This window comes from Peribacillus simplex (assembly GCF_030123325.1).
Lineage (GTDB): Bacteria > Bacillota > Bacilli > Bacillales > DSM-1321 > Peribacillus > Peribacillus simplex_D.
The window spans coordinates 5,709,743-5,736,565 of the sequence record NZ_CP126106.1 but is presented as its reverse complement, the minus strand read 5'-3'; the positions used below and the strand labels follow the sequence as shown (position 1 = coordinate 5,736,565).

Sequence of the window (26,823 nt, the reverse complement as noted above, 5' to 3'; positions counted from 1 at the left end):
GATGAATGGTAAGCAAATAGCTGAAAGGGCGACAATGCAAAGCTTTCTGAATTGTTATTTCCGGGAAACCGGAAATTACAGTTTAGAAGAAACGAAAAACTGGCCGAATTTGGATGGGGCCATTCCGGATTCATTAGTGGTCAGTAAGCTCATGTCCCAAGATATTGCATTGCTTGTTCCGCTTAAATATTGGTCGGAAACGGGGCGTCATATTTTTAACTTCCCGATTTACTATCAAACGGCATCCAAGCAAGTACATGAATTAGATTACGTGACAATGGTCTCGATCGTTTCTAAAGAATTATTGAATGAGCAGGGCCGGACGGATAGTGAGGATGAATTGATGCTGCGGGTCATCCTAAGCAGCCAAAATATTCAACGGTATGTTGAAGCCAGGACGGAAGACATTGATGCACTTCAAAGTCCTGATTTCACCTACATCGAAGCAGAGCAGTCACTTTTATTCGGGCACCTGTTCCACCCGACACCGAAAAGCAAGCAGGGCATTTCAGAAAAAGAGGAATGGATCTATTCACCCGAATTAAAAGGGCAGTTTCAGCTGCACTACTTCCTGGCAGAACCTTCGATTGTCATCCAGGATTCCAGTGAAGTCCTTTCGGCAAGTGAGATCATTAAACAGGAATTAGCCGGGGACTTGGAGATTTCCAGTGAATTCAGGGGCACGTATTGCCAAAAGGAAAGCAAATTCATCATCATCCCGGCACACCCGCTCCAGGCAAAAGTGCTCATTGAAAAAGAAGAGGTCAAGAGGCTGATCGAGCAAGGGTCACTAGTTTATGCTGGACCGCTTGGGAAAAAATTCACGGCCACCTCTTCATTTAGGACGGTATATAGTGCCACATCAAGATATATGTACAAATTTTCCGTTCCGGTTAAAATCACGAATTCCTTACGTGCAAATCTGCAAAAAGAATTAGATCGTGGTGTGGAAATTGCTAAATTAATAGATTCTAAAGTGGGCGACGATCTAAAAGAACGGCACCCATCCTTCCAAATCATCAAGGACCCTGCTTACCTAACGATCAAAACAACCGAGCAAGAATCGGGATTCGATGTCGATATCCGGGAAAACCCTTTTTATGAAAACGATAAACAAGCAAGCCTGATTGCCGGCTTATGTCAGGATAATGCCTATGGTGCACCATCAAGGCTTGGAGCGATCATCCGCAAATTATCAGCTGAAGAAAACCGCAGTACCGAAGAAGTAAGTAAGGATTGGTTCAAAACCTATCTGTCAAGGACATTAAAACCGATGCTTTGGCTTTTTGAAGAGTATGGAATTGTTTTGGAAGCCCATCAACAAAATTCCATCATTCAACTTCAAGATGGTTATCCAGCCACTTTTTATTATCGTGATAATCAAGGGTATTACTATTGTGAATCCAAAGTGGATAGGCTGTTGAAGATCTTGCCTGAACTAAGTGAAAAAAGCTTCACGATTTGTTCTGATGAAGTCGCTGAAGAAAGACTGCAATACTATTTCTTTTTCAATCACTTATTAGGCTTAATCAATAATTTTGGTACGGAAGGATTAGCATCAGAGATCAAACTGTTACAGCTCGTTCAGGAACAATTGGAAATATGCAGCAAGGAAAGCGAAGATGAAGGGGTGAATCGAGTTGTTTCAAAGTTGCTTCATGCCCGGGAATTATCGTGTAAGGCTAATTTACTGACACGATTCCATGATATGGATGAGCTTGTCGGTTCACTTGAGACACAATCCGTTTATACAACGATTGATAATCCGTTCGCGCAGGGGGTTATGGCTGTCCATGAAAAATAGTTATGAAGAAATGCTGAAGGACCGTAATCAACAGCTTTCATTTGTCAAAGTCGAATTTGAGAAGGATTTGGATACACTGCATAAATGGATGCATGAAGATCATGTGATTCCCTACTGGAATTTGAATTTCACAAAAGAAAAATTCGCCGTTCATTTAAAGAAGGCATTGGCTGATACACACCAAACACTCTATTTAGGCTGTCTGGACTCCATTCCCATGAGCTATTGGGAATCGTATTGGGTAAAAGGCGATATCATCGAAGGTTTTTATGAATCCGAAGAGGGAGATCAAGGCATTCATTTACTCATAGGTGATCCGGATTATCTAGGAAAAGGACTGGCTTTGCCGTTTTTACGTGCAATGGTGAAATACCAACTGCTTTCTGCGAAAACAAAAAAAGTGATGGCTGAACCGGATATTAGAAATGCAAAGATGATTTACTTATTTGAAAAGTGCGGGTTTACCCCAATTAAAGAAATTGAGCTCCCAGATAAAACAGCATTACTTATGTCATGTACACGGGAGAACTTCGAGAGGAAGTGGAAGTATGGAGAAGCAACAATCTATCTATGACCTGGTAGGGATAGGGATAGGACCCTTTAACCTTGGACTTGCAGCCCTTTTGGAGAAAACCCCGGAGCTGAATGCCGTCTTTTTTGAGAAAAAGCGGGAATTTAATTGGCATGAAGGGATGCTGTTGGAAGGGACAACTCTGCAGGTACCTTTCTTTGCCGATCTAGTCAGCATGGCAGATGTGACAAGCCCATATAGTTACCTGAATTATTTACAGCAGCATGATCGGCTTTATCATTTCTACTTTCTTGAAAAATTCTTGATTCCACGAAAAGAATATAACGATTATTGCCGCTGGACTGCCCATCAACTTGATAGCTGCCGTTTTGGAAAAGCGGTGGAGGCGGTTGAATATATAGGGGATCAAGGTGAACCCTGCTATCAAATCAGTGTAAGGGATGCACAAACACAAAAGGTCGAAGTCTATTATAGCCGTCATGTAGTCATGGGAATTGGCAGCGCTCCGACCGTTCCATCGGCCTTTCATCCATATATGGGAGAGAACATCCTGCATTCGGCCGATTATTTACGGAATAAAGAAAATGTTTTAAAGAAAAAATCCGTAACCGTTGTTGGTTCTGGACAGAGTGCAGCGGAGGTCTTTCTGGATCTGCTTAATGAGCAGGAGGAAAATGGCTACCAGCTAAACTGGTATACAAGATCAAAGGGATTCTTCCCTATGGAATATTCAAAACTCGGGTTGGAATACTTCACTCCGGATTACCTTGATTTCTTTTATCGGCTGCCACAGGAAAAGAAGGATGAAATCCTGCCGAAACAGGATTTATTGTATAAAGGGATCAGTGCTACGACAATTGCAGCAATTTTTGACAAAATGTATGAAAAATCGATTGGAAATGCCAAACTTTCCATTGAACTTCGGGCCATGACGGAAGTTGCGGCCGTTACCCCCGCCGAAAATGGCTGGAGATTGAAATGCCGACAGTGGGTGGAAGATAGCGAATTTGATGTGGACACAGAGGCGATCGTTTTTGGAACGGGCTATAAATCAACCCTTCCGGCATTCCTTGAAACCATGGAGGACCATTTAGTCCGCGATGATTTAGGGCGTCTTGCAATAACGAAAGACTATCGGGTAGGAACGGCCATCCCTACACCGAATCACCTTTTCATTCAAAATGGCGAGATACATACACATGGTGTGGGTGCTCCGGATTTAGGCTTGGGAGCATTCCGAAATTCGATTATCATCAATCAATTGGCAGGTAAAGAAGTTTATCCATCCGAGCCAAAGGGTGCATTTCAGTCATTCCGTGTAAAAACACCCGTCATGGCTTACTAAGAGAAGGGAAAGGGAGAATTATATGCAGTTCATAAATGAAGTGGAACAGGCGGTTTCAGAAAAAAATTGGTCGATAGTAAACCAAAACCTGCTGGCCAAGATGATTTCTGAGTATATGTATGAAGATATGATCCATCCAGCTGTTCTGAACGAAAAGGCAGCGGGAAACCTATATGAGTTAAAGATAAATGAGGGGAAAGCCTATCAATTTTTGGCGTCGCCCCGTCTTTTTGACAGCTATGAAGTACAGGCAGAGTCGATTCAGGTATGTGAAAAGGAAGGCTTTACACAGGCCCATGACGCCATTCAATTCATTTTAGACATCCAGCCATTAATTGGAATGACTGCAGAAACAACAGGACATTTAATCAAAGAATTCCATCATACGCTGCTTGCGGATCTCCAATTGCTATCCAAACCTGAACGAGATGCAGATGATTTAGTCGAACTGGATTATGCATTACTTGAAGGGGAAATGAGCGGTCACCCTTGGATTGCTTATAACAAGGGAAGAATCGGTTTCGGTTATGATGATTATTTGAAGTTCGCTCCAGAAAACCAGAAGGAAGTTCAGTTATCTTGGATTGCCATCCATAAAACGAGGGGTGAATTCAATTCAGTCGAAACATTATCCTATAAGCAATTGATGGTGAATGAACTGGATGGGGAAACCCAAAAATCATTTGCAAAGATATTGACGGAGAAAGGGCTGAACGCAGAAAACTATTACTACCTCCCAGTCCATGAATGGCAGTGGAAGAATGTAATCATCCAGAACTTTACCGATGACTTGGCCAAAGGGCTGATCGTAGCTTTGGGAAATGGTCCTGATAAATATCTGCCGCAACAATCCATCCGGACATTCGTTAATGTATCGAATAAGGATAAACACCACGTCAAGCTGCCAATGAGCATTTTAAATACGCTGGTCTACCGTGGATTGCCAGCTGAACGCACGGTCATAGCCCCAAAAATCACAACGTATATAAAGAACATTTATGAAAATGATTCATTCTTGAAAGAACAATGCAAAGTAGTGCTTCCTGGTGAAGTGGCCAGTTTAAATGTTGATCACCCGTATTATTCCAAACTAGAGAATGTGCCCTATCAATATTTAGAGATGCTGGGTGGAATTTGGAGAGAAAGCATATACAGTTATATGGAAGAAGGCGAAAAGCCCATTACGCTTGCGTCCCTTTTACATGTGGACAGCAAAGGGAAACCATATGTAGAAAGCCTTATTGAAAAATCGGGATTGACTGCAGAAGCCTGGACAGCTCAATTATTCGACGTCATCCTATCACCATTACTGCATTTTATCTATCAATATGGATTGGTCTTCTCGCCGCATGGTCAAAATACCATTTTAGTTTTGAAGGATTACAAGCCTCACCGTTTGGCCATCAAGGATTTTGTAGATGATGTGAACGTCAGTGATCAGCCGCTTCCTGAATTAAGCAGCCTTCCTGATGATTTAAGGAAAGTACTAAGAAGCGAGAAACCCGAGGGGCTGGTTCAATTCATTTTCACGGGACTATTCATCTGTCATTTCCGATACTTGTCAACACTTCTGATGAAGAGGTCCCTTTTGGATGAGAATGCTTTTTGGGAAGGCGTCGTCCAAGCAATCCTTACACACCAGAAAAAATTCCCTATGCTACAAGATCGTTTCGATACATTCAATTTCTTTGCGCCAAAATTAACGAAACTCTGCCTTAATAGAAATCGGATGCTTCAATATGGATATAGCGATGGTGAAGATCGTCCGCATGCATCTGAGTTTGGGCATGTGAATAATGCCCTTTATGTAAAGTTACCTGCAAAAACGCTATAAAGTTAAACTGGCTCAGACTTTTGGGCCAGTTTTCTTTTGGCTTTTTACAAATTAATCGTTGATTTTCGCTCCAGGCACTCGCTTTCCGCGGGCGGTCAGGGAGCCTCCTCGGCTTGCGCCTGCGGTGTCTCCCCTAGACGTGCTTTTCCCGCAGGAGTCTCAAACACCCGCTCCAATCAATTTTGTTGAAAAAATTATAGAGCGATAACAGATAACAAAAGGATTATTTTATCCTCTTTGGGTCGAATTTCTTAAAAATTATCTTTGCAATGGGCTTGCCGTCCCTATAATTTGGTGATAAGCTATGTGTAAACGGTTACACAAAATTATTGAGGGTGATATATTGGCAACTATTCGGGATGTGGCAAAGGAAGCTGGGGTTTCTGTGGCAACGGTTTCCAGAGTTATGAATGGCAGTGGTTATGCACATGAGGACACAAAAAAGGCGGTCATGGCAGCCGTTGAGAAATTAAATTATAAACCGAATGAAGTGGCAAGATCCCTCTACAAACGTAAATCCAAATTGGTTGGTTTGATTTTGCCGGACATTACGAATCCCTTCTTCCCAGAAATGGCAAGAGGTGTCGAGGATTACCTGCAGCAATTTGGATATCGGTTAATTTTTGGAAATAGTGATGAAAAGAGAGATAAAGAAATAGAATATATTGACACTTTTTTGCAAAATAATGTAGTGGGCATGATTGCTTCCACTAGTGAAGAAGCCAATGAAAATTTCGATAACCTGGATATTCCAGTAGTCCTTCTCGACCGTACGGGAGAGAAATTACCAGCTGTTTATTCCGATCAAAAGACAGGCGGTAAGCTGGCAGCACGCGTATTGCTGGATAGAGGCAGTACGAATATCGTCCTCATTAGGGGGCCAGTCGAAATAAAGCCTGTATATGAACGGTATATGGCATCACTGGAGGAATTGAAACAAGCAAAAGTGAACGTGCAAGTCATGGATTCATCCCTAACACTTCAGGGCGGCCAAACTTGCGTGAAGCAGCTGTTCGAACAATATCCGGAGACGGATGGAATCATTGCTTGTAATGATATTGTTGCAGCTGCCGCACTTCAAGAGATTTTAAAACGGGGAATACGGATACCGGAAGACATACAACTGATCGGCTATGATGATATCTCCTTCACAGCGTTATTGCACCCACCGTTATCGACAATTCGGCAGCCAGCCTATGAGATGGGGGCACAAGCGGCGGAAATGCTCATTAAAAAGATCAATCAAGAAAAAATGGAAGTAACACATAAAAAGCTCCCTGTTTCTTTTGTGGAGAGACAAACAACGAGAAGGAAGGCGGAGAAGACATGATTAGAATTGCAGTAGTGGGAAGTTCTTCAATGGATTTAGTGGTGACATCGGCTAAGCGGCCAATGGCGGGGGAAACGGTTTTAGGAGAGTCATTTATCACGGTCCCTGGAGGAAAGGGAGCCAATCAGGCTGTTGCAGCAGCACGTCTTGGTGCAGAAGTGTCAATGGTAGGATGTGTAGGGGATGATGTCTATGGAGAGATCATCTTAGAAAACCTGAAAAAAAATCATGTAAATACGGAGTATGTGGAACCGGTTACAGGTTCCGCTTCCGGGACAGCACACATTACCCTTTCGGAAGGTGATAACAGCATTATTGTTGTTAAAGGTGCGAATGATTTCATTACACCCGAATATGTACAAAAGGCGAAAAAGGTGATAGAGGAATCGGATATCGTGATGGTTCAGCAGGAAATACCTGAGGAAACCGTGGAATATCTGGCTGAAATGTGCAACACGCTTCAAAAGAGATTACTATTGAACCCAGCTCCCGCCCGCAAGCTAAGTGAGGCTGTCATTCAACAGGCGTCATTCCTTACTCCGAATGAACATGAATTCGAGATTCTATTCAATGGGAGAGATAGAACGAAAGTCTTGACTGAGTATCCAAATAAATTATTCATTACCGAAGGAAAAAATGGCGTCCGTTATTTTGACGGACATGAAGAAAAGGTTGTTCCAAGCTTTGAAGTCGAAGCGGTGGATACAACAGGCGCAGGGGATACATTCAATGCTGCCTTTGCCGTGGCCGTTGCAGAAGGAAAAAGTTTTGACGAATGTTTGTCATTCGCCAACCGGGCAGCCTCCATTTCCGTGACGAAGTTAGGCGCTCAAGGCGGCATGCCGCAAAGGTCAGAGGTCGAGAGGGGCTTTGAAGCATGAAACGTCAAGGAATCATCAATAGTTCAATAGCCAAGGTCCTGGTTGACCTTGGTCATACCGATTATATTGTCGTAGGTGATGCCGGGCTGCCGGTGCCACCGGGAGTTTGCAAGATAGATTTAGCATTGACGCCTGGAACACCATCATTTCAAGATGTCATCCGGGCGGTTCACGAAGATATGGTTGTTGAAAAAGTTATCGCTGCCACAGAAGTGAAGGTTAAAAACCCGGAACAGCATCAATACATGGAGCATCAATTCGGAGCGTCGATTGAATATGTTTCCCATGAGGAGTTTAAAAGGCTGACAAGTAACGCGAAAGCAATAATCCGGACCGGGGAGACGACGCCATATTCAAATTGCATATTGCAGTCTGGAGTATTCTTTTAAAGAAATGAGATGATGAGCATGCAAATCGAAATGCACAATATTTATAAAGCATTTGGTCAAAACAAGGTATTGGAAGGTGTTCATTTTTCTTTGGAGGCTGGGGAAGTACATGCACTAATGGGGGAAAATGGAGCGGGGAAATCAACCTTGATGAACATTTTGACCGGGCTGCATAAACAAGATCAAGGAACGATTGAGATTAACGGTAAAGAAACCTCATTCAAGGATTCAAAGGAAGCGGAAGAGGCGGGAATGGCGTTTATCCGTCAGGAATTGAATATCTGGCCAGAAATGACCGTGCTGGAGAATCTTTTTATCGGCAGGGAAATGGTGAATGCCTTCGGTGTCCTGAAGACGAAACAAATGAAAGCGCGTGCAAACGAGATTTTCAATACACTTAATATTTCCCTTCCTTTTGATAAGGAAGCCGGATTCTGTTCTGTCGGGGAACAGCAAATGATTGAAATTGCCAAGGCGCTCATGACGGATGCCGAAGTCATCATCATGGACGAACCCACAGCCGCTTTAACCGATAGAGAAATAGAGAAGCTCTTTGAAGTGATGAAGGGACTTACCAAAAAGGGAGTATCGCTTGTTTATATTTCTCACAGAATGGAAGAAATATTCGCCATTTGTGACAGGATCACCGTAATGCGTGACGGAAAAACAGTCGATACGAAAAGAATTGCAGATACAAATTTCGATGAAGTCGTTCAGAAAATGGTCGGGCGGGAGCTGGAGGATCGTTTTCCTCATCGTGAAGCGAATGCTGGCGACATAGTCCTTGATGTAAAAGGTTTAACTAAAAAGGGGCTTTTTGAAGATATCCATTTCTCGGTTCGGCAAGGTGAGATTGTCGGTGTGGCAGGATTAATGGGAGCAGGCAGAACAGAAATAATGCGCGCCCTTTTTGGTGTCGACCAAATAGACAGCGGTGAAATTACCATTGAAGGCAAAAAGGTTTCCATACGGAAACCAACGGATGCAGTTCAGCACGGCCTGGCTTTCATTACGGAAAATCGTAAAGAAGAGGGATTGATCCTGGACTTTTCTGTAAGGGAAAATATCGGCTTGCCGAATCTCAAGAGTTTTGCTCCTAGCGGAATCGTAAAAACGGAAGATGAAATGAACTTTGCCGAAATGATGATTAAGCGACTTCACGTGAAGACATCTTCTGCCGAAACGGTCATCGGCAATCTATCCGGAGGAAATCAACAGAAGGTGGTAATAGCCAAGTGGATCGGGACTTCCCCTAAAGTTTTAATTATGGATGAACCGACCCGGGGCATAGATGTTGGTGCAAAACGTGAAATTTACGAATTGATGAATGAATTGACGGAGCGGGGCATCGCCATCATCATGGTTTCGTCAGAACTTCCCGAAATCATTGGAATGAGCGACAGAATCCTTGTGGTTCATGAAGGTGAGATTGCTGGGGAATTGTTAAAGCAGGAAGCGACGCAAGAAAAAATTATGGCATTGGCGACAGGAGGGAACTAGGATGAAACTTGAGGCTACAGGGAAAAGCGGGATTTGGCAAAAATTTGGTCCGTTACTCGCCCTGGTACTTTTATTTATCGTAATAACCGTTTTAAATCCATCATTCATGGAACCGAATAATATTTTGAATTTATTGCGTCAAACCTCCATCAATGCACTTATTGCATTTGGAATGACCTTTATCATATTGACAGGCGGCATCGACTTGTCCGTCGGTTCCATTTTAGCTCTATCCAGCGCACTTATGGCTGGTATGATGGTCTCAGGATTAGATCCGATTTTAGCTATATTAGTAGGGATTCTACTAGGTGCAATAATGGGTGTAATCAATGGGATTCTCGTTTCAAAGGGGAAAATGGCCCCTTTCATCGTGACACTTGCAACCATGACGATTTTCCGGGGATTAACGCTTGTGTATACGGATGGAAAGCCGATTACTGGAATCGGCGATTCTGAAATGTTCCAGATGCTTGGGAGAGGTTACTTCCTGGGACTGCCAGTACCGGCCGTGGTGATGGTCATCGCATTCTTGATCCTATGGTTCCTGCTTCATAAAACATCCTTTGGCCGCAAAACATATGCCATAGGAGGAAATGAAAGGGCTTCCCGCATTTCGGGGATTAAAGTCGACCGGGTCAAGGTGGCCATATATGGTCTCGCCGGTACAATGGCGGCAATCGCTGGTGCCATTTTAACATCCCGTCTGAATTCGGCACAGCCGACGGCAGGCCAATCCTATGAAATGGATGCCATCGCAGCCGTGGTGCTAGGCGGAACGAGCCTTTCAGGCGGTAAAGGGCGGTTGTTCGGCACGCTGGTGGGTGTCCTGATCATCGGTACCTTGAATAACGGCATGAATTTACTTGGTGTATCCTCTTTCTACCAGCAAGTGGTGAAAGGTGCAGTTATATTAATCGCGGTCTTACTTGACCGTAAAAAATCATAAGAAGAGGTGTAATCAATGAAAAAAATAGTATCGATCATCATGGTTCTTTCTTTAATGGTCTTGGCTGCCTGTTCAATGGATTCTGGTCTAAATGATGATAAAAAAGAAAAGAAAGACTCCATGAAAGACGTGAAAGTCGGAGTCAGCATCTCTACTTTAAACAACCCATTCTTCGTTTCCTTAAAAGATGGCATTGAAAAAGAAGCAAAAGAAAAAGGCATGAAAGTCACAGTTGTTGACGCCCAAGATGATACGGCAAAACAAATTAGCGGAATTGAAGATTTAATCCTTCAAAAGGTTGATGTCCTTCTTGTGAATCCAACTGACTCTGCTGCAATATCTTCAGCCGTTCAATCAGCAAATGAAGAGGGCATTCCAGTTATCACGATTGACCGCTCTTCAGACGAAGGTGACATTGAAACATTCATCGCTTCCGACAATGTGGCTGGCGGGGAAATGGCTGCAGAATATCTAGTTAAAGAGCTTGGCGAAAAAGCGAAAGTAGTGGAACTTGAAGGGGTCTCCGGAGCATCCGCAACTCGTGAACGCGGGAAAGGTTTCCACAATATTGCGGACAAACAGTTAGATGTCCTGACAAGCCAAACGGCGGAATTCGACCGGACAAAAGGGCTTAACGTCATGGAAAATATCCTGCAAGGCAATAAAGACATCCAAGCGGTATTCGCCCATAATGATGAAATGGCACTGGGAGCCATTGAAGCAATCAAGGCAGCAGGAAAAGACATCATCGTGGTTGGTTTTGACGGAAATGATGATGCATTGAAAGCAGTTGAAAACGGTGAACTAAAAGCCACAATCGCTCAACAACCGGCACTTATCGGTGAAGAAGCGGTTAATGCGGCTGAAAAAATCTTAAAAGGTGACAAAGTGGATGATACAATTTCCGTTCCATTGAAATTGGTCACAAAAGAATGATTGTCTTTCAACCAAAAGAGTGCCGGAACTTTTCCGGCACTCTTTTTTTCGTAGGAAAGATATGTTTTTAATCCAATTGATGTTATCTGATTGTGTATATTCAGCTTGAATTGATATGAATGAGTGGTATAAGAAAGTGAAAACGCTCTTTTACAAAAGTAAGGCGGCCCTTGATGGAACCGCCTCCTAATTCAACAGATTGCTAGAGTATGCCTTGAGTCAGCATCGCATCCGCCACTTTAAGGAATCCGGCAATATTGGCCCCGACAACTAAATTGCCAGGCGCACCATATGCCTCGGCAGCCTCTACACTGTTTTTATAAATGTTTTTCATGATCTCATGCAGCTTGGCATCGACATCTTCAAAAGTCCAAGGCATTCTGGCACTGTTTTGGGCCATTTCAAGTGCAGACACGGCTACGCCGCCTGCATTGGCCGCTTTTGCTGGTCCAAAAAGGATGCCGTTATTAAGGAATACATCAATGGCCTCGAGGGTTGAAGGCATATTAGCACCCTCACCGACTGCCTTCACATTGTTTTTGACCAGTAATTTTGCTGCTTCTTCATCGATTTCATTTTGTGTGGCACAAGGCAGTGCGATGTCACATGGTACAGACCAAATGCCATAGCTTCCTTCATGGTATACAGCTTCCGGGTGCGCATCGACATACTCGCTCAAACGTTTTCGTTCCACTTCTTTTAGACGTCGAATTGTATCAAGGTTCAGGCCATTTTCATCGTATATGTAGCCAGTGGAGTCGCTGCATGCAACAACTTTTGCGCCAAGCTGTGTAGCTTTTTCAATGGCATAAATGGATACATTGCCAGATCCGGAAATGACGACAGTGCTGCCATGGAATTGTAATCCATTGTCTTTTAGCATTTCTTCGACAAAGTAAACGGTTCCATATCCAGTTGCTTCTGTACGGGCCAAGCTTCCGCCGTAACTTATGCCTTTACCTGTTAAAACACCGGCATGGTAGCTGCCTTGCATCTTTTTATACTGACCGAACAGGTAACCGATCTCCCTTGCACCGACTCCGATATCACCGGCCGGTACATCTGTATCAGGGCCGATATAGCGAGCTAGTTCTGCCATGAAACTTTGGCAAAAACGCATGATTTCTGCGTCCGATTTTCCTTTTGGATCGAAGTCCGATCCGCCTTTTCCCCCACCGATCGGCTGGCCAGTAAGAGAGTTTTTAAAGATTTGCTCGAAACCAAGAAACTTAATGATGCTGGAATTGACAGTGGGATGGAATCGAAGACCGCCTTTGAATGGCCCGATTGCACTGTTGAATTGTACACGAAAACCACGGTTGACTTGAACATTCCCCAGGTCATCAACCCATGAAACACGGAAGGTGATCATTCTTTCGGGTTCAACCAGCCTCTCCAATATCCCGCTTTTCATATATTCAGGATGTTTTGCAAAAACGGGGACCAATGAAAGGAATATCTCCTTTACGGCTTGATGGAACTCACTTTCGTGGGGATTACGCTCCTTTACTTGTGCGTATACTTGACTTACGAATTCTCTGGCAACTTGTAATTCCTCATGCTCGACTTCTTGTGAAGTGGTCATTGTTCTCTCTCCCTTAAGGTAATATAGTCTTAAAATACAATTGAATAAGATATCAGTCTTTATATGATACTTTCATGATATAATTTAAAAATAAAACAAACAATCTGAATATTAGATAAGTAACATGCTGTTTTGATATGGAAGAGGGAGCTTAGAGTGGAATTAAGGCAAATCGAATATTTCATTGAAGTGGCAAAGCGAGAACATATGACGGAAGCAGCAGTGAACTTGCATGTTGCCCAGTCGGCTGTCAGTCGTCAAATCTACAATTTAGAAGAAGAATTAGGTGTGCCCCTATTTATCCGGGAAGGCCGAAAGATTAGATTGACGCCTATAGGACATACATTTTTAGCGAATATGGAACAAGCTATGGATATAATCGATCGTGCCAAGCGTGAGATGGCTGAAAGCCTGAATCCAGAAAAAGGGACAATCCGGATTGGCTTTCCCAGCAGTTTGGCTTCTTATGTATTGCCAAGGGTCATTTCCGACTTCAGGGAAAGTTATCCGCAGGCAAAGTTCACTTTGAAACAAGGTTCATATCGGTACCTGATAGATTCGGTAATAAAAGGTAATATTAACATGGCCTTGATCGGTCCTCTGCCGACGAATGAAAAGAAAATCAAAGGTGAAACGCTATTTATTGAGAATTTAGTTGCCCTTTTACCAGAAAGTCATCCTTTGGCCTTGAAGAAATCACTATCCTTGAATGAGCTTAAAGGAAATCCGTTCGTCCTATCTCCAAAGGGCTATGTTTTAAGGGATCTCGTTATGAAAGCTTGCAAACTGCATGGCTTTGAACCGGAAGTGGCATTTGAAGGGAAAGATACTGATGCTATAAAAGGCCTGGTGGGGGCAGGGTTAGGTATAACCTTGATACCTGAGATTTCCTTGATTGATAGCTTGCCGCGTTTTACGGTTAAATTGCCGCTGGAGGAACCGTCTGTTACCAGGGCTGTAGGGGTCATCGTTCCAACTGATAGGGAACTGATGCCAACGGAGAAATTGTTTTACCAATTTTTGAAGGACACTTTTGCAACATTGGAAGGTTTTCAATAGGAATAAGTTGCGCCTCTATTAGAAAAGTCATAAATCCAGCTAGTGAGAGAATCCTTGAATCGGGTTCTTTTTTTTGTCGCAAATGTATCGAAGTATCCTCATGCAGCATATCCATAAAAGGGATAATCTATTTTGAAATAATACAATTTTAGTTTTTTTTGTATAAGAATGTGTTAAACCTTTATTTTTGAAAACGCTTTTATTTTATTAGAATAAAAATTCACCTTACATTATCAGAAAATTCATGTTATTATACGAGCAGACATTATAGGCAGCGGTGCGATATACTAAATAGGCTTTTTTAAATGAAGATGTTTATTTTTTTTTCGATTTTACGAAATTGAATATTCTGATAATTGATAAGGAGTGGAGATATAGTGAGCAGGAAAGAATACATCAGCGATCGAATGTACAAGGCATCGACAGGGATAGCCAACGCTGTTTTGGTTACATTAGGGATCGGGTTATTGTTTGAATCCATAGGGGGATATTTAGGTTGGGAAGTCTTCCTGGCAATAGGCGGGGCCGCAAAGGTCTTGATGGCACCAGCTTTAGGAGCAGGCATCGCATATCAGCTAGGTGGAAATTCATTAATTATCTTTAGCGCCATGGCTTCAAGTGCTGTTGGGGGTGCTGCCATTCATAGAACTGCTGAGGGTGCCTTCACGATTGTTACGGGTCAGCCGCTAAGTGCTGTCTTGGCAGCAGTAATTGCAACATATATAGGTAAGCGCCTAATCGGCAAAACGAAGTTGGACATCATGGCCATTCCAATGGGAGCGGTTCTTGTCGGTGGAGTTTCGGGATATGGCCTGGCCCTTGTCACCACTCCGCTCCTGACATGGATAAGCAGTCAAACCACCGCTGCGGTCGAGGGTTCTCCCTTAATCGGTTCAATGGTCATAGCCTTGGTATGGAGCATTTTATTGATGACACCGGCGTCTTCCGCTGCACTGGCGATCGCTCTGCAATTAGATCCCGTTTCCAGTGCTGCAGCTCTAATCGGATGTACCGTTCAGTTTGTCGGGTTCACTGTCATGTCTTATAAAGATAATGATATGGGCGGGTTCCTTGCACAGATGGTCGTTACGCCAAAAGTTCAATTTCCTAACTTAATCAAGAAACCAATATATGTCGTTCCGCCTTTTGTGGCGGCAATCATCTGTGCGCCTATCGCTACCCTGGCATTCGATTTTCAAGTGCCGTATGAGCTTGGAGGCATGGGGTTAAGTTCAATGATTGCCCCGATTGCCATCATAACCGGTCAGGGGTTGTACACGTTCTTGGTTTATGTGGCAGTGGGTATGGTATTGCCAGCTTTGATCACACTTGCATTGCATCAGGTATTGAAGATGATGGGTAAAGTTAAGCCAGGCGATCTTCATTTGGAAGTTTCATAATCAAAGTTTTCTTGGAAACCAGCCTGGTTAAGGAACCGGGCTGGTTTTTATTTATAAAGGGATTAGGGTAAAATGAGGAGGAAAGCATTTGCATAGATAGGATGATATATATGGGAAAAGAAATAGATATAAAAGTGAAAGCTAAGTTCGTGAGTAAAATCGGCAAGGGTTTTCCCTTGATTGTTAAAGAGTCGATAGCCAACCTTAATGACCTTAAGGAAGAGGGGTCCTTGGTGCGTTTGGTGGATGAAGCCAACCGCTTTCTGGCAAAAGGATATTACGGTAAACAGAATAAGGGCTATGGCTGGGTATTGACCCATAGAGAAGATGAAAAAATTGATCAAGCCTTCTTTACCGGGAAAATCCAGGCAGCATGCGAATTCCGAAAGTCATTTTTTGAAGATGGGGAGACTACAGCTTTCCGCTTGTTTAATGGGGAAGGTGATGGAATTGGCGGTTTAATCATTGATCATTATGATGGTCACTATGTCATTAGCTGGTATAGCAAAGGAATATATTCCTTTAAAGACTACATCATTAAGGCGTTGCAGGAAACGGTCGAGGTTAAATCGATTTATCAGAAGAAACGCTTTGATACAAAGGGGCAGTACGTGGATGAAGACGATTTTGTCATGGGTGAACAGCCTGCATTTCCGCTTCTTGTAAAGGAGAATGGAGTCCATTTCGCTGTTTATCTGAATGATGGGGCAATGGTCGGTGTCTTCCTTGATCAACGCGATGTCAGAAGGAAAATCCGGGATGAATACGCAAAAGGGAAAACTGTGTTGAATATGTTCTCATATACTGGGGCATTCTCCGTATTTGCCGCTTTAGGGGGTGCTGTTAAAACAACTAGTGTTGACCTGGCGAATCGCAGTTTACCAAAGACGGTCGAGCAGTTCAGTGTGAATGGAATAGATCCTGAAGCTCACAATATCGTGGTGATGGATGTTTTTAATTATTTTAAATATGCAGTGAAGAAGTCCCTGAAATTTGAAATGGTCATCCTCGACCCGCCCAGCTTTGCCAAATCGAAGAAGTTCACTTTCAGTGCCGGGAAAGACTATACGAATCTATTGAAGGATACCATTTCCATTACGGAGGATAATGGGGTCATTATCGCCTCAACTAATTGTAGTACGTTTGACATGAAAAAATTCAAAGGCTTCATTGATGTCGCTTTCAAGGAAATGAATGGAAAATACGAGATCATGGAACAATTCTCATTACCGGCTGATTTTAAAACAATAAGGGAATATAAGGAAGGTAGCTATTTAAAAGTGGTCTTCATTAAGAAAATTAAAGGTTGAAAAAGGGCATCCTCAGCTCCATTAGAGCTGAGGATGCTTTTTTAATGAAAAATTGTTTCATGTGAAACGAACGGATATTCGGAATTCAAAGGTTTGGCCGGTCACTTTTCAAACCATTCGATAAATGGAAAGGAGGTTTCATTCGAATGCTGTTAGCGATGCAAAACTGGGCTGTATAGTAGGTAAGCATGATCAGTGGTCCAGAATGGGCAACATCATCGATGAATTTGTTCCAAGATAAAATGGAGTCGGAAATTACGAACAGGACCCCGCCGATGATTGCGGCCGCATTTCCGGTCATGAATGCCGCCCAGCCCATAAGGGAGATGACCGTTACATAACAGATTACAGGAATGATGAGGTCGTGTTCACCTTTTTCAATTAAAGAACGTACAATTTCACGGCCAATCCAAGTGGAGTAAATGCTAATCGGAAGAATTGCCGCAAATCGAAGCCATGAAAAGGTCCACAGTCTAAAGAATGCCGAGATATAGAAAAGGTGGCCGATCAAGAAGGCGGAAAGCCCGATGACGAACCAGATTAACAACCCATCTCCAAGCATGCAAAAGAATAAACCAAGAAGAATGAAGGATTGGTAACGATCCCGTCTTCCCACATTTGTGCAGGCGTAGAGCAAAATCAATAACATCGGGATGACCTTGAACATGATTTTAATGATTAATGGCTCTTCCGGTATAAAAAAAATATATAATAGTCCCGTGATAAGGATTGCGGCAGGTAAGCATTTCATTAACATTCCATTCCCTCCTTCAATCTTTAATTCTATGTAAGGGCAAGGAACCCCTTGTCAATTAAAGTACTGTTTGAAAGAAAGTCGTCAAAATGAAAAAACTGACTCCTGTTTTATCGAGTTGTATACAGATTTAGCGTGTTTAAAATTAGAAAGTTGATTTCCACTTCAGGCACTCGCTTTCCGCGGGCTGTCCGGGAGCCTCCTCGGCGCACATGCGCCTGCGGGGTCTCCCTTTGACGCGCTTTTCCCGCAGGAGTCTCGCACACCCGCTCCAATCAAGTTGTTTAAAATTTAGATAGAACGCCTTTTGCCTACAACATGAACTGGCTCCTGTTTTAACCAGGAGCCAGTCAGTCATAAGAATCATACAGCTTCTTTAACGAATGCTTGTTTTAACCAGTTTTTCCCCTCAACAAGCCTTGTGACAAGCATGGCACAAACCGTGTTTCCTGTTGAGTTAAGCAGTGTAGCAGGAGCATCGATGATCGTGGATATAACGGCAATGATCGGCAGGACTTCAACAGGGAAGCCGAATACACTAAGAATCAGCATTTCCCCAATCATGCCGCCCCCAGGAATGGCACCCATAACGGCCCCAACCAAAAAGGCAACAGCAAGTATACTTAAAATGCTTGATATGCTTGTCATATCCTTTCCAAATAAGCTGAATAGGAAAACGATTTTCAATACCCCGCCGAATACCGAACCATCTTTATGAGTGTTGGCCCCGAGTGGGATGACAGTCTCCGCTATGTCCTTAGGCACGCCCATTTTCTTGACTGATTCCAGATTGACTGGAATGGATGCGGCACTAGAACAAGTTGCGATGGCTGTAATGGATGGTGTCAGGGCGTTTTTCCAAAATAGTTTAACTCCATCTTTCCCGCCTGCGATAAAGGCATACAAAGTGAAGAAGCCGAAATAATAAATCAAGGCCAAGACTAGATAAAGAATGAAAGTGCGGGCGTAGCCTTCTAAAATCTGCGGCCCAAGCTGCCCGATTATCGCCGCAAAATAAGCACCAAGTCCAATCGGAGCATAGTACATGACGATTTTGACGACCTTCATCATGACAGCTGTACCCGCTGTCAAAAACCCGGTAATCGGTTTTGCTTTCTCACCGACCAGTGCAGTGGAAAGTCCGATTAATACCGAGAAAACGATAAGCTGAAGCATATTGCTTCTAGAGAACAGTTCTGGGAAATCGGAAACGGTTACAGTGTTGACCAGCTGACTGAAGAAAGAAACTTCTTCGATGGTCTCTTCAGGGGAACTGTTTTCCATCAGTTCCTTAATGGCTGTCGTATCTGTGCCTTCCAACGGATTGACGATGGTTGTCCCAATAAATCCAATGACGGCAGCTAAAGCAGCTGTTGTCAGGAAAACGATTACAATACTGCCCATGATTTTGCCAAGGCGATTCATTCCGCTCATATTGGCAATCGCTGAAGCAATGCTGAAAAATACCAATGGCACGATGATCGTGAACATCAGATTTAAAAATAAGTCCCCTAGCGGCTGTATGACCGAGGTTTTTTCCCCGAAAACCACGCCAGCTATCCCACCGATAATAATGGCAGTCAGTAATATTAAAGAGGATCGATAGTTTTTGATAAAGCTCTTCATTTAAATTCCGTCCTTTCAGGATGAAGATATCAATAAAAATATACTTCATTATCAACTCTAAAATCAGGTTTGACAATATTTTTTTATAGGGAGGAATGTTAAAAGGAGAAATGCAATAAATAATAATAGGGAATGGATTGTGAAAAAATAGTGAAGGAGGGATAGAATGGCATTTATTGAGGTGGAAGAGGGCGTTCGGTTGTTTTATGAAGAAAAGGGCCAGGGAAAACCGGTTATTTTTATCCATGGTGTGTGGATGAGCAGCCGGTTCTTTAAAAGGCAGCTTCCGTACTTTTCAGAAAAATATAGAACGATCTTACTTGATTTAAGAAGCCATGGCCAGTCAAATCATGTACATTACGGAAATACGGTCTCCGTTTATGCAAAAGATCTTCATGCCTTCATAGGTAAACTGGGATTAAAGGATGTCATACTTGTAGGCTGGTCCATGGGGGCATTTGTCGTCTGGGATTACCTTAAGCAATTCGGTGAGGGAAATATTGATTCAACCGTGATCGTGGATGAATTGGCCTCCGATTTTAAGTGGCCCGATTTTAATATCGGTGCATTTGATATGGACACGTTGATTGCCTTCATGACTGAAATTCAAACGAATCGTGCCCCATTTTTACAAAGCTTCCTTGCTTCCATGTTCAACAATGAATTATCTGCAGAGGATGCAAGCTGGATGCTTGGGGAAGTGACCAAAATGCCAGAATCCATTGCCAGCAGCATTCTATTTGACCAATCGATTGTGGACTATCGTGAATTCTTGCCAAAAATCAATATTCCGACACTTCTCTGTTTTGGAAGGCATGAAAAAGTCATTCCTGTAGCAGCCGGGGAACATTTGCATGAAAACATTCCGAATTCCAGACTAGTAGTCTTTGAAGATAGTTGCCATTGTCCATTTATGGAAGAAAGTGATTTGTTTAATGAAACCGTGGATTGCTTCATTCAAAAGGGAGTATAGTCGTACAGGATGGGAAAATGGGGATGCAGGGTTCGTGCCCGCATTCCTTTTATTATGGTTATAAATGAATTTTTCTGTTAACTAAACGGTTTCGGCAAGAAATAAGGGGAATACTGGTACTAAGGAAGTCTGTAGTGCCGGTTAATGGAATTGATAAATTAAATGGGTAATATTTTTATATCCTTTTCACGGGAATTGGGCTATTATGAGGTGGATTTAACTTGGTATGATCGTATCTGTTATTGAGGGAAACTCATGCAGGAAGTGATGGAGAGGATAAAATGGATGATCGTTTACCATACAATGAAATTATAGATGTATGTTTACTTGCGGGAAAAATCATGCTTCAGAACGGAGCGGAAACTTCGCGGGTGGAAGATACGATGGTAAGAATCGCTGCAGCGTTTGGATGCGGTGACTCACATAGTTTTTCGACCCCTACAGGAATTATTTTTTCGCTGGATGGTATGCACCCGGCTTCAAAATTAATTCGAGTTTCCCAACGGTCTACAGATTTACATAAGGTGACGCTTGTCAACAGTATATCCCGAAGCATTTCCAGCAAGGAAATGACACCGGAGGAAGCTTATTTACAGTTAAAACAAATCGAAAAGGCCGGGATGGGGTATCCCATGTGGGTACAGGTCTTTGCTGCATTTATATCGAGCGGCTGCTTTTTAATCATGTTCCAAGGCCAGTGGAATGATTTCATCTGGTCCTGTATAGCTGGAGGAATGGGTTTCTCATGCCTGTTTTATTTGCACCGGTTACTGGAAGTTCGTTTTTTTGCTGAATTCATCGCCTCTTTAGTCGTAGGTCTAGCAGCTATGTTCTTTGTCCAGATTGGAGTCGGAAGTCATTTGGACACGATAATCATTGGAGCGGTGATGCCGCTTGTGCCAGGGCTGTTAATTACGAATGCAGCCAGGGACTTAATTGCAGGACATTTGGTTTCGGGCCTATCCAAGGGTGTTGATGCAGGTTTGACTGCTTTAGCCATTGGGGCAGGAATATCTGCTGCGTTTGTTTTCTTATGATTTTAGGGGAGGAAGAATGATGATTGCACAGCTTATTACAAGTTTCATTGCTTCAGCCGCCTTTGGAGTCATCTTCAATGTACCAAAAAATTCATTGTTACAATGTGGTTTCGTAGGGATGTTAGGGTGGATCTTATACTTTTTTCTGGTTGAAAATGAGATAAACAGCATCATTGCAACATTAGCGGCTGCATTTATCGTTGCGGTTATCAGCCAGTATTTTGCTAAAAGGTATAAAACGCCGATCACGATTTTCAATGTATCGGGAATCATCCCGCTCGTGCCTGGAGGTTTGTCGTATGATGCGATGAAGCATTTTGTCGGAAATGATTTTTATGTCGCCGTCCAGTTGGCCGCCAAGGTCTTCATGCTGGCTGGTGCCATTGCGATGGGGCTGATCTTTGCAGAAGTCATGAACCAGTTAGTAACTAAGTACAATAGAAGGAAGGTAAGATTGAAAAGTTAACAGGAATCTTCCTGATGAATATGTTCTGAATAAAGAGAAAGGAGAGCAGGACAAACCCTGATCTCCTTTCTCTTTTTAATATTTTAAAATAATAAGTAATTTAGCTTATATAGGATCTTTCATCCCGGTGTTGGCCGTAACCAAAATTTCGTCGAATTTTTTTGCATCAGCTTTCTTGCTTGACAGAAGTGTTCCGGCGATGGCTGCGATAAAACCAATCGGGATGGAGATGATGCCTGGATTGGCAAGCGGGAATAATGGCTCCCCTACGAATATTGCCGCTCCCTCCACCGGTGACCAGACATTGGGACTCAGGAACACGAGCAATAAAGAACTGATCAGTCCAACTAACATGCCCGTGACAGCGCCAGCTGTGTTAAAACGTTTCCAGAATACCGTGAAGACAATGATGGGCAGATTGGCACTGGCAGCGACGGCAAAGGCAAGTGAAACAAGGAAGGCGACATTCATGTTTTGGGCAAATAAGGCAAGGATGATGGAGAGGATGGATACTCCGATCGATGCCCAACGAGCAGCAACGACTTGTTCCTTGTCAGTGGCTTGGCCTTTCCGGATGATGTGGCCATAGAAGTCATGGGCAAAAGCAGATGCTGCCGATAGAACGAGACCTGCTACAACCGCTAAAATGGTAGCGAAAGCAACTGCAGAGACAAAGGCGAACAGGAAGTCGCCCCCAATGGCTTCGGCAAGCAGCGGGGCAGCCATATTCCCGGCCGCATTCGCGGCTATGATTTTGTCGTATCCAACAAAGGCTGCCGCTCCAAATCCCAGGAAAATGGTCATGATATAAAAGATGCCAATGATCCAAGTGGCATATACTACGGACTTTCGGGCTGTGATGGCGTCTTTCACCGTAAAGAAACGGATGAGAATGTGAGGAAGTCCTGCTGTACCGAGTACAAGCGCTAAATTAAGGGATAAAGTATCCAAGGGATCCTTGAATTTGTTACCGGGGTTGAGGAAATCCCCGCCCAAGGGAGTGGCTGTTTTCATCTGCTTGAACATCTCGATCACGCTAAAGTCGAATTTCGCCAATACGATGATGGAGATGATGAATGTGCCTGCCATCAATAAAACGGCTTTAACGATTTGGACCCAACTGGTGGCCGTCATACCGCCAAATACGACGTATACGGTCATTAAAATGCCTACAATGATGACGGAGTAAAGATAATCAATTCCAAGTAAGAGTTTTATAAGGGCACCTGCACCGACTAATTGGGCGATCATATAAAAGGTTGAGATGGAAATGGTGTTAAGGGCAGCGACCCCGCGTACTTTCTTTTCATTGAAACGGGCAGCGATCATGTCCGCCAATGTATACTTGCCAAGGTTACGGAGCGGTTCGGCCACGATATACAGAACGACCAGATACGCAACCAGAAAACCTATGCTATAGAAAAAACCATCAAATCCAGAGAGTGCGACCATGCCGGCTATCCCCAAAAATGAGGCAGCGGACATATAATCTCCTGCAATGGCCCAGCCATTCTGCCAGCCGGTAAGGCTGCTGTCCGCCGTATAAAAGTCCGCGGTCGTTTTAGTGCGCCGTGAAGCAAAATAGGTAATGACCAATGTTAGCCCGACAATGATTAGAAATAATATGAAAGCAAGTATATTCATTGTGAATTCACCTTTTATCCTTTCGCTTCTTTAACGATTTTTTTCACTAATCGGTCAAATGTCGCAGCTTTTTTGGAATAGAGGATGCATAATGTCCAGGTCATGATAAATTGAGCGAAGGCAAAAATCCAGGCCCAGCTGATTGCCCCGAAAGCAATTGAGTTAAGAACTTTAGAATAGGAAGTTAGTAGGGGTAGGGTGAAATAAAAGACCATGAAAAAGATGGATAGTGGGACGATGAAATTGCGTTTTTTCCTTAACAGTTCTTGAAAAGATTTTGATTGGACGATCTTGGTGTAGTCCGTGGAAGCGCTTACCTTGGTTTCCTTAGCGATTGAATCGTTAGATGCCAAGTTGGTTCCCCCTTCATCATTATTGATTCGGATTACATTACCAAATTCCGATATCAGTATCAGTATATAATTTTCAGAATATATTGTAAATTAAATTTTCGTTCGACAAAGTTTTAATTTTTTCGTGCAAGCAAGGGATTGTGATGTCTAAACGAAAGATCATAGCCATTAAGGAAAAGTTAAGCTTCTGTCACGATACTGGTTTCAACGAAGGAAATCTGAAAGGAGAAAAGTGATGAAAAAGTTAATAATGATATGTACGGTTTTAGTGTTGGCGATTGGGGGAGGCGCTTGGTTTTTCATGAAGGACAGTGCTGAGCCTGTCATCGCAAAGTCGGTGACCGCTACAGTTGAAAAGGGAGATCTTGAAGTTCAAATAAGCGGTTCCGGATCGGTCGCCGCAATCAATAGTGAGGACATAACTGCCTCTGTAACGGGTGAAGTGGATGAAGTCCTTGTAGAGAAGAATGAATTGGTTGAGAAAGGTGATGAACTTATTACCTTCACGGATGGAAGTGACCCGATAACGGCCCCATTCGATGGTACCGTTACAACAATGGATGTAGAAGAAGGGGATCGTGTATCAAGCAGTGAAGTGTTGGCACACGTTACGGATTATAAAAAATTGAAAACCACGATCAGTGTAGATGAATTGGATGTTCCAAGTGTTAAAAAAGGACAAACAGTTGAAATTAAGGCCAGTGCCTTTGAAGATGAAACGTTTACGGGGGAAGTGACCAGTGTAGCAAAGGAAGGTACATATGAGAATGGGGTTTCTTCATTCGATGTCACTATCAAAATTGACAAACCCGGCGATATAAAAATTGGGATGTCGACTGAAGTGAGCATTTTGACGAATAGTGTAAAAGATGCTTTATATGTTCCGATTGAAGCTGTCCAGATGGACGGTGAAGAAAAATATGTAAATATACAACAATCCGGTACAACTGATGGAACTGCCAGTACAAAGACAGCGGTTGAGACTGGGATCAGCAATGATAGGTATATTGAAATAACTTCGGGTCTTGAAGAGGGCCAGCTTGTTTCCTTGCCTATCACCATCAATGAAAGCTCGACTGGCAGTGGCGACGATGGAATGAGGGGAGGCCAAGGAGGCGAAATACGAATGCAGGGCGGCAGCGGAATGCCGAGTGGCGGGATGCCAAACGGCAAGGGAGGTCAGTAAAATGGCGAAACCCATCATAAAAATTAAGAACATGTCTAAATCATATGAATTAGGCGGCGAAACGGTTAGGGCACTTCAAGATGTCTGTCTTACAATCGATAAAGGCGATTTCATTTCGATCATTGGTCCTTCCGGGTCAGGGAAATCGACGTTCATGAATATGATTGGCTGCCTTGACAAGCCTGACTTTGGTGAATATCTTCTTGATGGAAAAGAAGTGGATAAGATGAAGGATAATGAGCTAGCTGCCATTCGTAATATTAAAATAGGCTTTATCTTTCAAAATTTCAACCTGTTGGCAAAACTGACAGCGTTGGAGAATGTCGAACTTCCCCTGGTTTATAGAGGGGCAAGCGTGAAGGAAAGAAGAGAAGTGGCCAATGCATGCCTTGATATGGTAGGTCTGGGTGACCGGAAGAATCATCTGCCGACCCAACTGTCGGGCGGACAGCAGCAAAGAGTTGCGATTGCAAGGGCACTTGCAGGTAACCCTCCCGTTCTATTGGCGGATGAGCCGACGGGGGCACTGGATAGTAAAACGAGTAAAGAAGTGCTGCAGATGCTGAAAGAATTGAACGAAAAGGGACAAACAATCATTCTAATAACCCATGACTTGGAAGTTGCTAAAGAAGCGACCCGTGTCGTCCGGATACAGGATGGTCAGCTATTTGAAAACGGAGGTGATTGGATTGAACCTGAGCGAATCTATGAAGATGGCTATACGCAGTATCAAAACCAATAAAGTCAGAGCATTTTTAACCATGCTTGGGATCATAATTGGAGTTGCCTCCGTAATCGTTCTGGTCTCGATCGGGCAGGGCTCCTCACAGTCCGTTCAGGATGAAATCAATAGCTTGGGAACGAACCTGATAACGGTAAGTGTCACGGATACCGACTCCGTGGAGCTGACGGATGATGCAATTGAACAGTTTAAAGAGCTGAACGGGATATCGGAAGTGGCGCCTGTGGTCACTGGACGCGTTTATGCTAAAAACGGAGAAGCTTCGGCACAGGTTTCAATGACTGGTGCAACTTCATCCTACTTATCGGTTAGGGATCTGGAGCTCAGCCAAGGCCGGTTTTTGACTGATATGGAAACGGAATTACGCTCCAAGGTCGTTGTCCTGGGGTCGGATACAGCCAGCACGCTTTTTGAAAATCAAAAAGCTGTGGACCAGAACGTGCTTATCGGCGGTGTTTCCTATCGCGTGATCGGTGTCCTGAAATCGGTAGGCACCTCAATGGGATCGAGCGGGGATGATGTAATCATTGCACCGATCACCACTGCCGAAAGGGCTACAGGCAGCACGACAATCGGAACCGTATATTTAAAAGCGGAGAACGAGAATATCATGGATAGGGCGATGTACCAGGTACAAGGTGCGATGACCACATCATTCCCAGAACAGAGTGATAACTATTCGGTGTCCAATCAAGAAGACCTGATGGATACAATGAGTTCTGTATCGGACACATTCACACTCATGCTTGGCGGTATTGCCAGTATTTCGTTACTGGTTGGCGGAATCGGGATCATGAATATCATGTTGGTTTCCGTATCAGAAAGGACGAAGGAAATCGGGATTAGAAAAGCAATTGGGGCAAATCGGAAATCGATTCTTCTTCAGTTTTTAATTGAAGCGATGGTCCTGAGCTGCTTCGGGGGATTGTTGGGGGTTGGAATTGGATTGGGAATCGCAAAATTGATTTCAGTTTTTTCAAGTTTATCGATTAGTTATTCATGGTCGGTGACATTGTTTGCCTTCTTATTCTCCATTTTAATCGGGATAATGTTTGGAGTATTTCCTGCCAATAAGGCATCCAAATTAAATCCAATCCAGGCACTGCGTCACGAATGAACATACAATTTGAAAGAAAGCAGGCGATTAAAAGCCCGCTTTCTTTTGCATATGAAAAAGGATAAAATCAACAT

At 43.3% G+C, this 26,823-nt stretch carries 24 protein-coding genes; 19 read left to right on the top strand and 5 right to left on the bottom strand.

Translation table 11 applies throughout. From position 1 onward, the window contains the following. The first annotated feature begins 1 nt into the window (after position 1). The 10 genes from QNH43_RS27365 (at position 2) to rbsB (ending at position 11,497) form a co-directional block, all read left to right on the top strand. Entirely contained in the window at positions 2 to 1,804 is a 1,803-nt protein-coding gene (locus QNH43_RS27365; RefSeq protein ID WP_283916429.1) for an IucA/IucC family protein, read from the top strand. Beyond that, positions 1,794 to 2,378: a GNAT family N-acetyltransferase gene (locus QNH43_RS27360; protein ID WP_283916428.1), complete on the top strand. Its 585-nt coding sequence runs from the start codon at positions 1,794 to 1,796 to the stop codon at positions 2,376 to 2,378. The genes QNH43_RS27365 and QNH43_RS27360 overlap by 11 nt, the downstream gene beginning before the upstream one ends. Continuing rightward, positions 2,353 to 3,681, top strand: coding sequence for a lysine N(6)-hydroxylase/L-ornithine N(5)-oxygenase family protein (locus QNH43_RS27355; RefSeq protein ID WP_283916427.1), 1,329 nt, complete (start codon positions 2,353 to 2,355; stop codon positions 3,679 to 3,681). The genes QNH43_RS27360 and QNH43_RS27355 overlap by 26 nt, the downstream gene beginning before the upstream one ends. A gap of 22 nt (positions 3,682 to 3,703) precedes the next feature. Further along, on the top strand, positions 3,704 to 5,515 hold the full coding sequence (locus tag QNH43_RS27350; protein ID WP_283916426.1) for an IucA/IucC family protein: 1,812 nt from the start codon (positions 3,704 to 3,706) through the stop codon (positions 5,513 to 5,515). 343 nt (positions 5,516 to 5,858) lie between these two features. Next, a complete protein-coding gene (locus QNH43_RS27345; RefSeq protein WP_283916425.1) occupies positions 5,859 to 6,845 on the top strand; it encodes a LacI family DNA-binding transcriptional regulator in 987 nt (328 codons plus the stop codon). Then, positions 6,842 to 7,726, top strand: a complete 885-nt coding sequence (gene rbsK, locus QNH43_RS27340; RefSeq protein ID WP_283916424.1) for a ribokinase — start codon at positions 6,842 to 6,844, stop codon at positions 7,724 to 7,726. The genes QNH43_RS27345 and rbsK overlap by 4 nt, the downstream gene beginning before the upstream one ends. Further along, a complete protein-coding gene (rbsD, locus tag QNH43_RS27335; RefSeq protein WP_283916423.1) occupies positions 7,723 to 8,115 on the top strand; it encodes a D-ribose pyranase in 393 nt (130 codons plus the stop codon). Before rbsK ends, rbsD begins: the two co-directional genes overlap by 4 nt. An 18-nt stretch (positions 8,116 to 8,133) precedes the next feature. Beyond that, the gene (locus QNH43_RS27330) at positions 8,134 to 9,615 is read left to right on the top strand and encodes a sugar ABC transporter ATP-binding protein (RefSeq protein WP_283916422.1); all 1,482 of its coding nucleotides are present in this window, start codon (positions 8,134 to 8,136) and stop codon (positions 9,613 to 9,615) included. 1 nt (position 9,616) lies between these two features. Next, positions 9,617 to 10,561 (top strand): ABC transporter permease, encoded by a 945-nt coding sequence (locus tag QNH43_RS27325; RefSeq protein ID WP_076368471.1) that lies wholly within the window; start codon positions 9,617 to 9,619, stop codon positions 10,559 to 10,561. A 15-nt stretch (positions 10,562 to 10,576) separates the two neighbouring features. Further along, positions 10,577 to 11,497 (top strand): ribose ABC transporter substrate-binding protein RbsB, encoded by a 921-nt coding sequence (gene rbsB / locus QNH43_RS27320; RefSeq protein WP_283916421.1) that lies wholly within the window; start codon positions 10,577 to 10,579, stop codon positions 11,495 to 11,497. A gap of 202 nt (positions 11,498 to 11,699) precedes the next feature. Here the strand turns inward: rbsB and gdhA are convergent, their stop codons facing one another. Further along, positions 11,700 to 13,082 carry an NADP-specific glutamate dehydrogenase gene (gdhA, locus tag QNH43_RS27315; protein ID WP_283916420.1) on the bottom strand — a complete coding sequence of 461 codons (1,383 nt, stop codon included), beginning with the start codon at positions 13,080 to 13,082 and terminating at the stop codon, positions 11,700 to 11,702. A gap of 156 nt (positions 13,083 to 13,238) precedes the next feature. On the opposite strand from gdhA, the gene QNH43_RS27310 reads away from it, so the two are divergent. The 3 genes from QNH43_RS27310 to QNH43_RS27300 all read left to right on the top strand — a co-directional run bounded on the left by QNH43_RS27310 (position 13,239) and on the right by QNH43_RS27300 (position 16,851). Continuing rightward, positions 13,239 to 14,141 (top strand): glutamate biosynthesis transcriptional regulator GltC, encoded by a 903-nt coding sequence (locus tag QNH43_RS27310; RefSeq protein ID WP_283916419.1) that lies wholly within the window; start codon positions 13,239 to 13,241, stop codon positions 14,139 to 14,141. A gap of 407 nt (positions 14,142 to 14,548) precedes the next feature. Next, positions 14,549 to 15,541, top strand: coding sequence for a PTS sugar transporter subunit IIC (locus QNH43_RS27305; RefSeq protein WP_283918463.1), 993 nt, complete (start codon positions 14,549 to 14,551; stop codon positions 15,539 to 15,541). Between the two features lie 110 nt (positions 15,542 to 15,651). Beyond that, the gene (locus QNH43_RS27300) at positions 15,652 to 16,851 is read left to right on the top strand and encodes a class I SAM-dependent rRNA methyltransferase (RefSeq protein WP_283916418.1); all 1,200 of its coding nucleotides are present in this window, start codon (positions 15,652 to 15,654) and stop codon (positions 16,849 to 16,851) included. An 85-nt stretch (positions 16,852 to 16,936) separates the two neighbouring features. Here QNH43_RS27300 and QNH43_RS27295 read toward each other — a convergent pair whose 3' ends face one another. Together QNH43_RS27295 and QNH43_RS27290 are read right to left on the bottom strand one after the other, a co-directional pair. Further along, positions 16,937 to 17,608: a lysoplasmalogenase gene (locus QNH43_RS27295; RefSeq protein ID WP_283916417.1), complete on the bottom strand. Its 672-nt coding sequence runs from the start codon at positions 17,606 to 17,608 to the stop codon at positions 16,937 to 16,939. 360 nt (positions 17,609 to 17,968) lie between these two features. Further along, a complete protein-coding gene (locus QNH43_RS27290) occupies positions 17,969 to 19,231 on the bottom strand; it encodes a dicarboxylate/amino acid:cation symporter (protein ID WP_283916416.1) in 1,263 nt (420 codons plus the stop codon). Positions 19,232 to 19,397: 166 nt separating this feature from the next. Here QNH43_RS27290 and QNH43_RS27285 point away from each other — a divergent pair, with 166 nt between their 5' ends. The 3 genes from QNH43_RS27285 (at position 19,398) to QNH43_RS27275 (ending at position 21,707) form a co-directional block, all read left to right on the top strand. Next, positions 19,398 to 20,204 carry an alpha/beta fold hydrolase gene (locus QNH43_RS27285; protein ID WP_283916415.1) on the top strand — a complete coding sequence of 269 codons (807 nt, stop codon included), beginning with the start codon at positions 19,398 to 19,400 and terminating at the stop codon, positions 20,202 to 20,204. A 281-nt stretch (positions 20,205 to 20,485) separates the two neighbouring features. Beyond that, positions 20,486 to 21,241 (top strand): threonine/serine exporter family protein, encoded by a 756-nt coding sequence (locus tag QNH43_RS27280; RefSeq protein ID WP_283916414.1) that lies wholly within the window; start codon positions 20,486 to 20,488, stop codon positions 21,239 to 21,241. A 16-nt stretch (positions 21,242 to 21,257) separates the two neighbouring features. Further along, positions 21,258 to 21,707, top strand: a complete 450-nt coding sequence (locus QNH43_RS27275) for a threonine/serine exporter family protein (protein ID WP_283916413.1) — start codon at positions 21,258 to 21,260, stop codon at positions 21,705 to 21,707. Between the two features lie 105 nt (positions 21,708 to 21,812). Here QNH43_RS27275 and QNH43_RS27270 read toward each other — a convergent pair whose 3' ends face one another. Both QNH43_RS27270 and QNH43_RS27265 read right to left on the bottom strand, forming a co-directional pair. Further along, positions 21,813 to 23,351 (bottom strand): solute symporter family protein, encoded by a 1,539-nt coding sequence (locus QNH43_RS27270; RefSeq protein WP_283916412.1) that lies wholly within the window; start codon positions 23,349 to 23,351, stop codon positions 21,813 to 21,815. A 14-nt stretch (positions 23,352 to 23,365) separates the two neighbouring features. Beyond that, on the bottom strand, positions 23,366 to 23,704 hold the full coding sequence (locus tag QNH43_RS27265; protein ID WP_283916411.1) for a DUF485 domain-containing protein: 339 nt from the start codon (positions 23,702 to 23,704) through the stop codon (positions 23,366 to 23,368). Positions 23,705 to 23,939: 235 nt separating this feature from the next. Here QNH43_RS27265 and QNH43_RS27260 point away from each other — a divergent pair, with 235 nt between their 5' ends. Genes QNH43_RS27260 through QNH43_RS27250 form a run of 3 tightly spaced genes read left to right on the top strand, consistent with a single transcriptional unit; the run spans position 23,940 to position 26,749 of the window. Beyond that, a complete protein-coding gene (locus QNH43_RS27260; protein ID WP_283916410.1) occupies positions 23,940 to 24,890 on the top strand; it encodes an efflux RND transporter periplasmic adaptor subunit in 951 nt (316 codons plus the stop codon). A 1-nt stretch (position 24,891) separates the two neighbouring features. Next, positions 24,892 to 25,632, top strand: coding sequence for an ABC transporter ATP-binding protein (locus tag QNH43_RS27255; protein ID WP_283916409.1), 741 nt, complete (start codon positions 24,892 to 24,894; stop codon positions 25,630 to 25,632). Next, the gene (locus QNH43_RS27250) at positions 25,559 to 26,749 is read left to right on the top strand and encodes an ABC transporter permease (protein ID WP_349654795.1); all 1,191 of its coding nucleotides are present in this window, start codon (positions 25,559 to 25,561) and stop codon (positions 26,747 to 26,749) included. Before QNH43_RS27255 ends, QNH43_RS27250 begins: the two co-directional genes overlap by 74 nt. Positions 26,750 to 26,823: the final 74 nt, after the last annotated feature.

Coding starts and splice junctions, on each gene's coding strand:
- QNH43_RS27285 (WP_283916415.1), top strand. CDS start 19,398: ATGGCATTTATTGAGGTGGAAGAGGGCGTTCGGTTGTTTTATGAAGAA.
- QNH43_RS27275 (WP_283916413.1), top strand. CDS start 21,258: ATGATGATTGCACAGCTTATTACAAGTTTCATTGCTTCAGCCGCCTTT.
- QNH43_RS27260 (WP_283916410.1), top strand. CDS start 23,940: ATGAAAAAGTTAATAATGATATGTACGGTTTTAGTGTTGGCGATTGGG.
- QNH43_RS27280 (WP_283916414.1), top strand. CDS start 20,486: ATGGATGATCGTTTACCATACAATGAAATTATAGATGTATGTTTACTT.
- gdhA (WP_283916420.1), bottom strand. CDS start 13,082: ATGACCACTTCACAAGAAGTCGAGCATGAGGAATTACAAGTTGCCAGA.
- rbsB (WP_283916421.1), top strand. CDS start 10,577: ATGAAAAAAATAGTATCGATCATCATGGTTCTTTCTTTAATGGTCTTG.
- QNH43_RS27305 (WP_283918463.1), top strand. CDS start 14,549: ATGTACAAGGCATCGACAGGGATAGCCAACGCTGTTTTGGTTACATTA.
- QNH43_RS27255 (WP_283916409.1), top strand. CDS start 24,892: ATGGCGAAACCCATCATAAAAATTAAGAACATGTCTAAATCATATGAA.
- QNH43_RS27270 (WP_283916412.1), bottom strand. CDS start 23,351: ATGAATATACTTGCTTTCATATTATTTCTAATCATTGTCGGGCTAACA.
- QNH43_RS27360 (WP_283916428.1), top strand. CDS start 1,794: ATGAAAAATAGTTATGAAGAAATGCTGAAGGACCGTAATCAACAGCTT.
- rbsD (WP_283916423.1), top strand. CDS start 7,723: ATGAAACGTCAAGGAATCATCAATAGTTCAATAGCCAAGGTCCTGGTT.
- QNH43_RS27300 (WP_283916418.1), top strand. CDS start 15,652: ATGGGAAAAGAAATAGATATAAAAGTGAAAGCTAAGTTCGTGAGTAAA.
- QNH43_RS27350 (WP_283916426.1), top strand. CDS start 3,704: ATGCAGTTCATAAATGAAGTGGAACAGGCGGTTTCAGAAAAAAATTGG.
- QNH43_RS27295 (WP_283916417.1), bottom strand. CDS start 17,608: ATGTTAATGAAATGCTTACCTGCCGCAATCCTTATCACGGGACTATTA.
- rbsK (WP_283916424.1), top strand. CDS start 6,842: ATGATTAGAATTGCAGTAGTGGGAAGTTCTTCAATGGATTTAGTGGTG.
- QNH43_RS27290 (WP_283916416.1), bottom strand. CDS start 19,231: ATGAAGAGCTTTATCAAAAACTATCGATCCTCTTTAATATTACTGACT.
- QNH43_RS27355 (WP_283916427.1), top strand. CDS start 2,353: ATGGAGAAGCAACAATCTATCTATGACCTGGTAGGGATAGGGATAGGA.
- QNH43_RS27325 (WP_076368471.1), top strand. CDS start 9,617: ATGAAACTTGAGGCTACAGGGAAAAGCGGGATTTGGCAAAAATTTGGT.
- QNH43_RS27365 (WP_283916429.1), top strand. CDS start 2: ATGAATGGTAAGCAAATAGCTGAAAGGGCGACAATGCAAAGCTTTCTG.
- QNH43_RS27330 (WP_283916422.1), top strand. CDS start 8,134: ATGCAAATCGAAATGCACAATATTTATAAAGCATTTGGTCAAAACAAG.